The 12,518-nt window shown below is 39.5% G+C and carries 11 protein-coding genes and 1 tRNA gene; 7 read left to right on the forward strand and 5 right to left on the reverse strand.

Going from position 1 to position 12,518, the window contains the following annotated elements; translation table 11 throughout:
* Position 1: 1 nt before the first annotated feature.
* The 5 genes from nagB to Q0E08_RS04520 all read left to right on the forward strand — a co-directional run bounded on the left by nagB (position 2) and on the right by Q0E08_RS04520 (position 5,431).
* On the forward strand, positions 2–727 hold the full coding sequence (nagB, locus tag Q0E08_RS04500; RefSeq protein ID WP_294777412.1) for a glucosamine-6-phosphate deaminase: 726 nt from the start codon (positions 2–4) through the stop codon (positions 725–727).
* Positions 728–802: 75 nt separating this feature from the next.
* Entirely contained in the window at positions 803–1,555 is a 753-nt protein-coding gene (locus Q0E08_RS04505) for a hypothetical protein (protein ID WP_294777413.1), read from the forward strand.
* Positions 1,556–1,569: 14 nt separating this feature from the next.
* The gene (metG, locus tag Q0E08_RS04510) at positions 1,570–3,513 is read left to right on the forward strand and encodes a methionine--tRNA ligase (RefSeq protein WP_294777415.1); all 1,944 of its coding nucleotides are present in this window, start codon (positions 1,570–1,572) and stop codon (positions 3,511–3,513) included.
* On the forward strand, positions 3,513–4,115 hold the full coding sequence (locus Q0E08_RS04515) for a cation diffusion facilitator family transporter (RefSeq protein WP_294777417.1): 603 nt from the start codon (positions 3,513–3,515) through the stop codon (positions 4,113–4,115). The genes metG and Q0E08_RS04515 overlap by 1 nt, the downstream gene beginning before the upstream one ends.
* A 29-nt stretch (positions 4,116–4,144) precedes the next feature.
* Complete coding sequence (locus tag Q0E08_RS04520) at positions 4,145–5,431, forward strand: metallophosphoesterase (RefSeq protein ID WP_294777419.1); 1,287 nt, start codon at positions 4,145–4,147, stop codon at positions 5,429–5,431.
* A 68-nt stretch (positions 5,432–5,499) separates the two neighbouring features.
* Here the strand turns inward: Q0E08_RS04520 and Q0E08_RS04525 are convergent, their stop codons facing one another.
* The 4 genes from Q0E08_RS04525 to Q0E08_RS04540 all read right to left on the reverse strand — a co-directional run bounded on the left by Q0E08_RS04525 (position 5,500) and on the right by Q0E08_RS04540 (position 10,687).
* The gene (locus Q0E08_RS04525) at positions 5,500–5,634 is read right to left on the reverse strand and encodes a hypothetical protein (protein WP_294777421.1); all 135 of its coding nucleotides are present in this window, start codon (positions 5,632–5,634) and stop codon (positions 5,500–5,502) included.
* Positions 5,635–5,646: 12 nt separating this feature from the next.
* Positions 5,647–7,923, reverse strand: coding sequence for a hypothetical protein (locus Q0E08_RS04530; RefSeq protein WP_294777423.1), 2,277 nt, complete (start codon positions 7,921–7,923; stop codon positions 5,647–5,649).
* Between the two features lie 411 nt (positions 7,924–8,334).
* Complete coding sequence (locus Q0E08_RS04535) at positions 8,335–9,495, reverse strand: FprA family A-type flavoprotein (protein WP_294777425.1); 1,161 nt, start codon at positions 9,493–9,495, stop codon at positions 8,335–8,337.
* A gap of 58 nt (positions 9,496–9,553) precedes the next feature.
* A complete protein-coding gene (locus tag Q0E08_RS04540) occupies positions 9,554–10,687 on the reverse strand; it encodes an iron-containing alcohol dehydrogenase family protein (protein ID WP_294777427.1) in 1,134 nt (377 codons plus the stop codon).
* Between the two features lie 406 nt (positions 10,688–11,093).
* On the opposite strand from Q0E08_RS04540, the gene Q0E08_RS04545 reads away from it, so the two are divergent.
* Positions 11,094–11,171: transfer RNA gene (locus Q0E08_RS04545), tRNA-Pro, on the forward strand.
* A 266-nt stretch (positions 11,172–11,437) separates the two neighbouring features.
* Positions 11,438–11,893 (forward strand): 8-oxo-dGTP diphosphatase, encoded by a 456-nt coding sequence (locus tag Q0E08_RS04550; protein WP_294777429.1) that lies wholly within the window; start codon positions 11,438–11,440, stop codon positions 11,891–11,893.
* Between the two features lie 164 nt (positions 11,894–12,057).
* On the opposite strand, the gene Q0E08_RS04555 is transcribed toward Q0E08_RS04550, so the two are convergent.
* Positions 12,058–12,498, reverse strand: a complete 441-nt coding sequence (locus Q0E08_RS04555; RefSeq protein ID WP_294777431.1) for a hypothetical protein — start codon at positions 12,496–12,498, stop codon at positions 12,058–12,060.
* Positions 12,499–12,518: the final 20 nt, after the last annotated feature.

Consider the following 12,518-nt stretch of genomic DNA (forward strand, 5'->3'; position numbering starts at 1 on the left):
AATGAATGTACTTACATTTGACACAGAAGAACAAATAGGAATCGCCGCAGGCTATTATATGTGCGGCCAGGTTTTGCAAAAGCCCGACAGCGTTTTGGGTCTTGCAACAGGCTCAACGCCGCTCAAACCGTATGCTCATATGATTAAGCTTTACAAAGACGGTGCGGTTGATTTTTCAAAGGTTACAACATTTAACCTCGACGAATATTGCAAGCTTGATGTAAAGGACAAGAACAGCTACCACAGCTTTATGTACGAAAACCTTTTTGACCACATCAACATTCCGGACGAAAACATCAACTTCCTCAACGGCAACGCAGACGATATGGATGCGGAATGTAAGGCTTACGAAGAAAAAATCAAAAAATGCGGCGGAATTGACATTCAGCTTCTCGGCATCGGCTCAAACGGCCATATTGCATTCAACGAGCCTGCAGATTCATTCCAAAGATGGAGCCATGTTGTTGCTCTTAAAGAAAGCACAATCAAGGATAACTCAAGATTTTTCAATTCAATTGAGGAAGTTCCGACACACGCCGTAACAATGGGTATCGGCTCAATTATGCAGGCAAAGCGTATACTCATAATCGCTATCGGCGAAAACAAGGCAAAGGCAATCAAGCAGCTTATCGACGGCAATGTTACTCCACAATGTCCGGCATCCGTACTTCAATTCCACAAAGATGTAACCCTTATGCTCGACAAGGGCGCCGCATCTTTAATTTGACATAAAGTACTTTGAGCGTGCCTTGAAAATCGGCATTTACATAACACAATTTTAATTTTATTCAAGGTGATAATTATGAAAAAGAAAACAACAGCAATAGTTTCCCTTGCACTTGCGGCAACAATAGCCGTAAGCGTTGCGGGATGCTCAACAAAAGATAAAAAAGCAGACGGCGAATATGTTTCGTCCTCATCAACCGCGCAGGAAAGTACCGTTACAAACGCAAACGGCGAGATTGTTACCGGCAATTCGGCAAGCACAACGGCAAAAGGTACATCTGCAAGCGTTGCTACAACAGCAAAAGGCAAAAAAGCAAAAAACAAGAATAAAAAAGAAACCACTACAAAGCCTTATTATGTTACAAACATCAACGGCAAAAAAGTAACCACAACCTTGCCATATGTTGCCGTAACAAATAAAAAAGGACAAACCGTTACCAAGAAAAACGGCGAAGTTGTTACAACTCAACTCACAACAACCACAACCAAACCTGCCGAAGGTGAAACAACGGAAGTTTTTATTGAGGGCACAACAACCTACACAACCACAAAAAAGAACAATATGCTTCCGGAACAATCTTTTGATGATTATATGTTCACAGAATCATCGGCACTTTACTTCATCCAAATGCATTATCCTGAAAAATGGGTAAACTACTTCCCTGATTATGACCCTAACAACAACGGCGAATATTCATATTACGCAGTATTCACTTCACCTGACAGACACACCATAACTTCTGTTATTACGGTTAACCTTGTAAACGGTGACGCTGTTGAAAAGGACTTGAAAACAGGCAAAGAAACAACACTCAAACTTATGGACTGATTAGGAGATAAATCATGGCAAACAAAGGCAAATTTTACATTACAACAGCCATAGCATACACCTCCCGCAAGCCGCACATCGGCAACAGCTACGAAATTGTGCTGACCGATGCCATTGCAAGATACAAGCGTTTGCAGGGATACGATGTGTTTATGCTTACAGGCACAGACGAACACGGTCAAAAAATCGAAGAATACGCAAAAACCGCCGGCATCACACCAAAAGAATATGTTGACAAGGTATCGGGCGAAATTCGCTCTATTTGCGATATTTTGAACACAAGCTATGACCGTTTTATCCGCACAACTGACGAACAGCACGAAAAAGTTGTGCAAAAGATTTTTAAAAAATTATACGAGCAGGGCGACATTTACAAGGGTCACTACGAGGGCATGTACTGCACACCATGCGAAAGCTTTTGGACAGAAAGCCAGCTTGTTGACGGCAAGTGCCCCGATTGCGGCAGAGAAGTAAAGCCGGCTAAAGAAGAGGCATACTTCCTCAAACTTTCAAAATATCAAAAGCGACTTGAAGAATTCATTGAGCAAAACGAAAACTTCATTTATCCAGAAGCACGAAAAAAAGAAATGCTCAACAACTTCATCAAGCCGGGCTTGCAGGACCTTTGCGTTTCAAGAACAAGCTTCAAATGGGGCATCCCTGTTGACTTTGACCCTGACCATGTTGTTTATGTTTGGATTGACGCACTTTCAAACTATATTACTGCTATCGGCTACGACCCTGACGGTTCATCCGACGAATACAAAAAATACTGGCCTGCCGATGTTCACATCATAGGCAAGGACATTGTTCGCTTCCACACAATTTACTGGCCTATTATGCTTATGGCTCTCGGCGAACCGCTTCCAAAGCAGGTATTCGGTCATCCTTGGCTTCTCTTTGGTGAGGACAAAATGAGCAAATCACGAGGCAATGTTATTTACGCAGACGACCTTGTTGAACTTCTCGGAGTAGACGCCGTAAGATACTATCTTGTGTCCGAAATGCCTTACGCATCAGACGGTTCCATCACATACGAAACTATCATTGAGCGTTACAATTCCGACCTTGCCAACACCTTTGGCAACCTTGTTAACAGAACAATCGCAATGCAAAACAAGTATTTTGACGGCGTTATTCAACCGGGCAATGTTAACGAACCTGTTGACGACGAGCTTAAAAACTTTGCACTCGACACCGTTAAAAAAGTTGAAAAGTGCTTTGAAACTTACCGTGTTGCGGACGCCGTTGAAGCTGTATTGAACCTTGCAAAGCGTTCTAACAAATACATTGACGAAACCACTCCGTGGGCACTTGCAAAGGACGAAGCATCACTTCCTCGCCTCGGCACCGTGCTTTACAATCTTCTTGAAGCTATCAGATACATTGCTATACTTCTCAGCCCGTTTATGCCTAAAACAAGTGAAAAAATCTTTGCACAGATGAACTGTGACATCAAGGATTACGATTCTCTTGAATCTTTCGGTGCTCTCAAGGCAGGCGAAAAGGTAGGCAAGGCAGAAGCACTTTTTGCAAGAATTGACGCTGAAAAAATGCTTACCGAAATTGCAGAAAAGCAAGAGGCAGCAGCCAAAGCGGAAGAAGCCGCAAAGCCGAAAGAAATTGAAGGACTTGCACAAATCGAATTTGATGATTTTGCAAAGGTTGAACTTCGTGTGGCAACCGTTACGGAATGTGAGCCGATTAAAAAAGCTAAAAAGCTCCTCAAACTTACCGTAAACGACGGCACGGCAGAACCTCGCCAAATCGTATCCGGCATTTCTCCGTGGTACAAACCGGAGGACCTCATCGGCAAAAATGTTATCATTGTTGCAAACCTTAAGCCGGCAAAACTCTGCGGCGAAATGAGCAACGGTATGCTCCTTGCAGGCGATGTAAACGAAAACGATGTAAAAGTTGTTTTTGTTGACCTACCTGCCGGAACACAACTCAGATAATGAACAAAATCGGAATAAAAGCAACGGCACTCGGGGCAATATTCAACACGGTATTGTTTTTTGCAAAATTCTATGTCGGAATAAGCACAAACAGTCTGTCGATATACTGCGATGCAATCAACAATCTCGGTGACACATTTGCCTGCTTAATAGCTGTTTTGGGATTTTTCCTTGCACGAAAAGTGACTGAACTGAAATCTCAAAAAATACAAAGTCTGTGCACATTTGTTATCTCATTGATAATAGCCGCAACAGGTGCATACTTTGTATATAACGGCTTGCAAAGGCTGATGTATCCGCTGAGAATTGCATACAGCGAGGAATATGCTTACATTATCATTGCAACGGTATTTGCAAAAATACTTATGGGGCTGATGTATATGGCTTTCAACAAAAAAGCCTCCTCCCCTGTTCTCAAAGCAATGATTCTTGACAGTTTTCTTGACTGTGCGGTGACGATATTTGCACTTATGGGTCTGTTTTTAATCACAAAGGTTAATTTTGCGGCAGACGGAATATTTGCAATTATCATAGGCACGGCTGTTACCGTTTCTGCCGTTAAAAACACTATCGAACAAAGCAAATTTTTAATTAATAATTGATTTAGTCACAAATTAAAGGGGTTTATATTATGGCTAAAAGAGAAACGACGAAAACAAAAAAGCCGAAAAAAACGGCTAAACAAAAATGGGCGATATTCGGCAAGGTTATACTCGGAATTTTGATTGTTATCGCAATCATTGCCGCTGTTATAGCAACAATGAATATCATCTCGGTTAAATCAATCAACAACTTTATTTCAACCGTTTCGACCGTTGAATACGAAAATCAGCTGAAGCCGACAACAGATGAAAAAGACGGATATTACACCTTTACAACCGACAATGATTTTAAGGTTGTACAGCTTTCGGATGTGCATATCGGCGCAGGATTTTTAAGTTCAAAAAAGGATATGATGGCTGTCAATGCGGTTGAGGCTATGGTTAAGGCAGAAAAGCCCGACCTTGTAGTTGTTACCGGTGACATAGGCTACCCTGTACCTTATCAATCGGGTACGCTCAACAACAAAAACGCCGCAAAGATTTTTGCAAATCTTATGGAGCAAATGGGCGTTTACTGGTGCCTTACATACGGCAACCATGATACGGAAGCTTACAGCTACTTTGACAGAGCCGATATTTCGGCTGTTTACGGCAACAAGGAAAAATATCCGCACTGCCTGTTCCAATCCGGTCCGGAAGATGTTGACGGTTACGGCAACTATGCCGTGAAAGTAAAAAACACAGCGGGCAAAATCACACAGGCAATATTTATGATTGACTCACATTCATATACCGACGGCGACTATTTCGGTGCGTTGTGGAAATATGACTGCATACACAAGAGCCAGATTGATTGGTACGAAAAAAATGTAAAGGCTTTCACCGAGGAAAACAACGGCGAAGTGCCAAAATCACTAATGTTCTTCCACATTCCTCTCCAAGAGGTTCAAAAGGCATACTACGAATACCGTGACAACGACTTTAAAGACACCGACAGAGTTAAATATATGTACGGTAAAGCCGGCGAAACGGGCAAGGTTGTTTACGCAAGCGACAAAAACGAGGGTATGTTTGACAAAATAAAAGAACTCGGCTCAACAAAGGGCGTGTTCTTCGGTCACGACCATACAAACAGCTTTTCGCTTATGTATGACGGCATTCAACTCGGCTACACTTACACCGTTGACTACCTTGCATACTTCGGCATTGCTCAGTACGGACTTCAGCGTGGTTGCTCCGTTATGGAAATTCACCCTGACGGAACCTATAACCGCACACTTGAAAACTACTACCAAGATAAATACCAATCCATAAATAAAAAAGAAAAGGTTAAAATGGAAGATTACCATTCCGACCTTGTTTCACGAGAAGAATAAATAATATAGACAAAAATGCTGTAAGTATCGAACTTACAGCATTTTTTATATTCGGTTGATTATATTTATTAAAATTCATCATCTTCCCAGTTGTCGCCACCTGACATACCGTTGTCATAACCGTCACCGCCACCTGATGTAGTAATGATGTCACTGTTCACAAACCTAATAATTTCAACTTTCGGAGATTCAAACTTTTTCATATTTAACCTCCTTTAGTTAAATGCCTGAGTGACAGACTGTGAATATATTGTTTTGATATTATTATTGCTGTCTCTATATGTTACATAAGCAACAGCGGTAAATGCCTTTACACTTGAAGTCTTTGAAACATTCATATAAATTGAATATTCGTTGTGCTTAGACACTTTTTCGCCCTTAACAGCCCTTGTTTTTCCGTTGGCTGAAATTTGTGCACCCCACTCTACAAGTTTGCAATCATCAGGAAGATAGAACTTACAGTTGAATACTGCACGGTTTTTGGTGTATTCGGTTTCTGAAGCAATCTCGCCTGCGTCATTAACCTTTGTAGCATAGCTGCCGGTGATAGCAACCTTTGCAACTCTTGCGTCTTTTTCAACCGGCACAACATAGATTTCTTTTGTTTTAGGTGCATAAAATTCATTGCGATTAAGATATGTAAGAATACTGTCGCCACCGTTTGCTGTTGTTGCAAGTGCAAAATACTCATCATCCTTTGCACCTACAAGAGATACAAGACTATCATAGCTGTATGTCTTTTTACCGTCGGCAAAGCCATCATAATAAACTGTACAGTAATCATTTTCAACTTGCTTTGCGGTATACTTTGCTTTAACGGCAATTTCCTCGCCGTTACCTGTTACAGAAGCGTTATCCCAAGAATCAAAATTATAGAACGGCACATCAGGTGCTTTTGTATATTTGTCGGAAGTAAGCGTGTCACCCTTTTTAAGATACTTAACATCAATTACCCTGCCGTTGAAACCGTAGAACACAACTTTTGAATAATCCGCACTGACAACATTATCCTCAAGCGGAACAACATAAGCGTCAACAATTGCATCCATCGTTACATACAAGGTAAAAATCGAATCAATTGTACCGACTGTTGTATGTGTTTTATTATCATCTGTATGAATAACCCAGCGCTTGACACATTCTTTTGTTTCATCAATATCGGAATGAATAAAAAATCTTGCTCCGTATTCAGCCTCATAATGTTTTGATGTAACCGGTGTTGAGCTGTCATTTTTATAAATATTGACTGTGATTGTAAAATTCTTCTTGCGAAGCATAGTTTGTGCAGTAATAAGCTGTGCGGTCAAATCGTCAAGTGCTTCTTGGGTTTCAACAGTTTCAGCCTTTGCAATCACATCATTATATATTTTCTCAAATTCCGCATACGAATTACTCTCATATTCGTCATTTTTACTCTGATTACTAATGATAGTATCGCATTTTTCTTTTGCCGCATTATAGGCTGTGAAATCAATCTTCGATTTTAATTTGAGATTTTTTGCAGAATTATAATTTTCTACAACAGTTTTGACTTTTGTTGCAATATCTGCAATTTCTGTACGAAACAACTTAGAGCTCAAAGTCATGTTAGAAAGCAAAGTTTTAATATCAAAATCAAGAATATCACGAACAGCCTTGTAGTAATTATTAACCGATTCTTCTGTGTACAAAGATGATTTTCCTTTGATTTCGGTATATTCTTTCTTAAGATTTTCCAAAATAACTCTATATGGCTTTAAATTCAACACATATGCAGTATGTTCTAAATTTACAGAACCTGTTACTTTAGTAGTTGAATACTGAAATCCGATATCCAAGCTTGTTGGTAATGCTTCATAATAGTTTTCTTCGTCACCGCTGCCGGCATACTTTATGTAATTTCGCCAAAACTTATTTTGATTCATAGCAAATGAATTGTTAGTTAAGTGATCGCCGTCATATTTACTCGAAAAGCATTGAGGGTCTTTATCATAAGTTAAATTTGATATACTTGTGCATCTTTCCCAATCTTTAACGAATTCAAAATTTTTTACATCTTGCGGTATACTGACATATCTAATATAGCAAGAAGTAGAATCATATTTATTCAAAAAGTATTTAGCAAAAACAACAGGAAAACGAATATCATCATTTTGACCTGTATAAACTGCAACAGCATATTGCAATTCGCCAGTACCAAATCTTTCATTAGTGCTGTCGTTTAATTTAAGTTCTGTAAGAACAGGAAATTTGCTAAAACCGGCGGTTGTGTAAATACCACTCATATACTCTTTATCAGCCGTAGCAACAAGTTGCTGTTCAGGAAGAGTTAGTGACGCAGTATCAATTTTGCTGTCAATATAGCTTTCCAGCTCTTGGTTAGTCATTTCGGCAGTTGTGCCGTCCTCGTTTACAGATGCCGATTGCTCGGCAAGTGCCATATACGGAAATGAAGAAATCATCATAATTACCGCAATAAAAAAGGCAAGAGTCTTTTTAAATATTTTTGTCATAAATGTGTTCCTCCATAATAAATATTTACTTTTTTTGACAAAGGTATAAAAAAGCCAAAATTAAAAGACGGCTTATTTTATCATAAACCGCCTTTAGCTTCAATGAATATTTTATTTTTTTATTGTAGAATTATGCACTTAATTTGGGAAAATTACTGTTAATTTTGACGATAAAAGACTCATTTGTCAGATTTATCCATACTTTCAGGCATTTTGCACAACAGTTTTACTTGCAACAAGGGGAGCCTCCCCTTAAATGTAAGGGGAGGTGGATTTTTGCGTAGCAAAAAGACGGAGGGGTTTTACTTGCTAAATTTAACCCATCAATTTCTTTTAACCCTCAGTCGCACATAAAGTGCGACAGCTCCCCTTGATTACATGACAAGGGGAGCCTGATTCATTAAAAAGCCGTTAGAATTTTTGTATAATTTCGTCTGCAAGTTCTTCGAGTTCAGAAACATACGCATCGGTAAGTCTTGTTTTTATCGTAACCGTTTTGTCAACAAGAGTGATGTTTGCCATTTTTTCAAAATGTGCTTTCATCGCCTTAATTGCACTCGGTGCCCACGAAGCGTTTTCAACAAGTGCAACGGTTCTGTTTTGAAAAGCCTTATGTTCAAGACGATTGAGATAATCCTCCATAGGAGTAAACACGCCTGCGTCATATGACGAAGCCATACAAACAAGCACGCTGTGGCGGAAGCCGTCCTCAACCGCTTCCGCAAGGTCATCGCGGGTAAGGTCGGCAATTGCAACTCTCGGACAGCCTTTTTCCTCAAGAATTTCTTTAAGCTTTTGAGCCGCAAGCCAAGTATTGCCGTGGATTGAAGCACAGGCAATGAACACGCCCTCGTTTTCAGGCTCGTAAGCAGACCACTTTTTGTAAAGCTCAATCACTTCGGGAATTGTATCTGTAAGAACAGGACCGTGAAGCGGACAAATTGTTGCTATATCAAGCTTTGCTGCTTTGCCGAGAAGAGTTTGAACAGGTTTGCCGTATTTGCCTACAATATTAAAATAATATCTTCTTGCTTCGCAATTCCAAGCTTCATCAGCATCAACCGTGCCGAATTTGCCAAACGCATCGGCAGAGAACAAAATCTTTTCACTGCTTTCATAAGATACCATAACCTCAGGCCAATGAACCATAGGTGCAGTTACAAATGTAAGTGTATGCGAACCGAGTTCAAGAGTGTCACCCTCTTTAACGGCGATAACTCTCGCCGGGTCAACATCGCAAAACTGCGGCAACATACGAAGTGCCGCCCCGGTCATAACAAGCTGCATATCCGGATATTTATCCGCAATTTCCTGAATACCGTAGCTATGGTCAGGTTCAAGATGCTGAACAACGAGATAATCGGGCTTTTTATCACCCAAAACATCATTCAAATGAGCTTGCCATCTGTCAACGGCGATTTTATCAACCGTATCCATAACAGCAATTTTGTCATCAAGAATAACATAGGAATTGTAAGCCATTCCCTTTTCGAGCATATACTGACCTTCAAAAAGGTCAATATTATAATCGTTTACACCTATGTATTTTACACTATCACTTATTTTAATCATAGTTTTTCCTTTCAAATAAATAATCAATCTGCCGTAGGGGCGAACTTTGTTCGCCTAATTAATACTTCAATGCTATATACATATTATATATATCCTCTTCGGTAAGTTCAATAGGATTTCGTTTCATAAGCATTGACATACTCTTTTGGGTAAGTTCTTTAATCTGCTCATCGGTTGTACATCCGATTTCTTCAAGTGTTGAGCGCATACCCATACGCTTTTTCATAGCGGAAATTTCGTCCGCCATAGCCTGCGGAGTATCAAAGCCGCAATCCTTTGCAAATGCGGTAATTCTGCCGTCGGAATCGGCATGTTCGGCATTGAACTTCACAAAATAATCAAGTGTGAACGCACAAGCCTCGCCGTGAGGCACGCCGTAAATATTGGTGAGCGGAAACGAGCAAGCGTGAGAGCCGGTTGTTCTCGGATGGCTGAACGCAACACCCGCAACAATAGAAGCCTCCGCCATTTTTTCTCTTGCCTCCAATTCATCAGGATGATTATATGCACGCTCCAAATACTTAAAAACAAGCCTTGCCGCATAAATTGAACACGCAGAACAAATCGGCTGATTGAGAGTTGCCCAATAGCTTTCGATTGCGTGTGACAGCACATCAAGACCGGTTGAAGCAGTAATCTGCGGCGGCACGGTGAGTGTCAACACAGGATCGATAACCGCAATTTTAGGATACATCGCCGGGTCATTCATCGGTTGCTTGAGATTTTGCGTCAAATCCGTAAGAACGGAAATATTTGTAACCTCGCTTGCAGTTCCCGATGTGGTTGTTACGGCAATCATAGGGATAGCCTCGGCAGAAGTTACAGCCTTGCCTCCGCTGTGATAAGATTCGATTTTGTCGTTCCCCTTTACAATGGCACAAGCCGCCTTACAGCAATCCATAGGCGAACCGCCGCCGAGAGCCACGGCAAAATCTGCGTTGACCTCTCGCATAACCGCAACGCAAGCGTTTACATTGTCGGTTGTAGGGTTTGGTCTTATGTCGGAAAACACAGCTTTGATTCTGCCGTTTGAAAGCGAAACAAATTCATCGGCAAGTCCGTTTTTTGCAAACGAATGCGAACATACAAGCACACCGACTTTACCGCCTATTTCATCAATAAATGCAGGAAGTTCTTTGTGCCTGCCGACGCCGAAAACCAACTTAACAGGCAAATTAAAATCCCAATTCACACTTATCACCTCAAAATTAATTATTTCATCTGTCATTTTACCACAAATCATCCGCAAATAAAATATTTTTTATAAAAAAAGAAATTTTGTAAAATAATCCTTGACAACGGCATTTTTTTATAGTATACTCTTAAAGCATTAAGTAATTAAGGCGTAACACTCCTGCGGGAGTTTTACATATAACAAACAATGAGCAATGCTCATTAACATATTTCGAGGTGTAACTCAGTTTGGCTAGAGTGCCTGCTTTGGGTGACGAAAGCGACCGCTGCCGGCGGCAGATGAAGGGAGCTTGAGGAAGCGCAGCAAAACAGAGCAATGGACACGGCAGTGTGCAGTGCGACGATTTAGCAAGAGGGCGACCAAAGCACAAAAGAGCAAGACCTCAAAAATTTAATAATCATATCGAGGTGTAACTCAGTTTGGCTAGAGTGCCTGCTTTGGGAGCAGGATGCCGCAGGTTCGAGTCCTGTCACCTCGACCAATTCAGCAGGTTTTTTAACCTGCTTTATTTTATGTCAAAAAAGCCCCAAAACGCCCTATTTATAAAGGTTTCAAGACTTTTAAGGTATCATTGGATGAATGTAAAATACTGTTGCGTTGCACACCTTTTGCACACATTTTTATTTTGTAACAATTAATTCAAACACAAAAGCATTTATTACTTAAAATAAAATCACAGCATGTAGACTTCTTTTGACGCTTATGATATAATTAAAAAACACTAATTTAATATTTCAAGGTATTACTATGAGCAGATATGAAAAAATCGAATTAACCAATATGTGTATGATTTATGACAACAACGGTAATGTTGTGGTTCAAGATAAAATCAACCAATCTTGGGGTGGCATCACTTTCCCCGGCGGTCATATTGAAAAACAAGAATCTTTTGTTGATTCTGTTATCAGGGAAGTTAAAGAAGAAACCGGGCTTATCATTAAAAATCCTAAATTATGCGGCATTAAGTGGTGGGAAGTAAAAAGAAACAAACGCTATGTGGTTTTGCTTTTTAAAACCAACGAATATTCCGGAACCTTAAAATCATCCAACGAAGGAAAGGTATTTTGGACAAAACTTGAAACACTAAAAACTTTGAATCTTGCCGAAAGTTTTGATAAAATAATTGATGTTTTTTGTGAAGATAATGTTCAGGAATACATACAACGGAAAGACCACGATAAATGGATTGATATATTTAAATAAAGTTAAGGCACAACCTACAGAATTTTTCTCCGTAAGTTGTGCCTTTTTCTCATCTATAAAACATTTGTTGGTTAACATTTTGTTGTTAATCTTATAACATAATATGATATATACAATATCGAAGCACCAAAATGTAATAGGACCGAGATTTCTCGGCCCGAGGTTCATTGTGAGTTTTTATTGATTTTTGAATTAGGGACTTCTTCAATATATATTATTACATTTGACTTCTTTTCATATTTAATAATATATTTTGTTTTTTTGTTGAAATCCTTATTGAGGAAAATTTTTCTTGTTGTAATAGGATCCATAGTTAAATCATAGGTGTTATCTTTTTCATCAAAGAAATGATATTCCCGTCCAAAAATAACGCCGTTGCTACTCTGATAGTTATAGTTTACACTGATTGTTTCAATTTCAGGGTTAATTGCATAATTTACGTTTTTACAACCTAAAACCAACAAAAAAATACAAGCTACTATTACCACCATAAATTCATATGGCTTCCATTTCATCTTTTTTAAAGCATAAATACCACATATAAGAGCAATTACAGACATCACTATTAATGAAATTGCTTTTATCCAAATTCCATCAAAATACATTATTATTCTCCTTAATATTT

The organism is uncultured Eubacterium sp. (assembly GCF_934561735.1).
In the GTDB taxonomy this organism is placed as follows: domain Bacteria; phylum Bacillota; class Clostridia; order Oscillospirales; family Acutalibacteraceae; genus Eubacterium_R.

Excerpts from the sequence above, each read along its gene's own strand:
- Q0E08_RS04515 (WP_294777417.1), top strand. The coding sequence starts at position 3,513 with ATGAACAAAATCGGAATAAAAGCAACGGCACTCGGGGCAATATTCAAC.
- nagB (WP_294777412.1), top strand. The coding sequence starts at position 2 with ATGAATGTACTTACATTTGACACAGAAGAACAAATAGGAATCGCCGCA.
- Q0E08_RS04530 (WP_294777423.1), bottom strand. The coding sequence starts at position 7,923 with ATGACAAAAATATTTAAAAAGACTCTTGCCTTTTTTATTGCGGTAATT.
- Q0E08_RS04505 (WP_294777413.1), top strand. The coding sequence starts at position 803 with ATGAAAAAGAAAACAACAGCAATAGTTTCCCTTGCACTTGCGGCAACA.
- Q0E08_RS04520 (WP_294777419.1), top strand. The coding sequence starts at position 4,145 with ATGGCTAAAAGAGAAACGACGAAAACAAAAAAGCCGAAAAAAACGGCT.
- Q0E08_RS04525 (WP_294777421.1), bottom strand. The coding sequence starts at position 5,634 with ATGAAAAAGTTTGAATCTCCGAAAGTTGAAATTATTAGGTTTGTGAAC.
- Q0E08_RS04550 (WP_294777429.1), top strand. The coding sequence starts at position 11,438 with ATGAGCAGATATGAAAAAATCGAATTAACCAATATGTGTATGATTTAT.
- Q0E08_RS04555 (WP_294777431.1), bottom strand. The coding sequence starts at position 12,498 with ATGTATTTTGATGGAATTTGGATAAAAGCAATTTCATTAATAGTGATG.
- Q0E08_RS04535 (WP_294777425.1), bottom strand. The coding sequence starts at position 9,495 with ATGATTAAAATAAGTGATAGTGTAAAATACATAGGTGTAAACGATTAT.
- metG (WP_294777415.1), top strand. The coding sequence starts at position 1,570 with ATGGCAAACAAAGGCAAATTTTACATTACAACAGCCATAGCATACACC.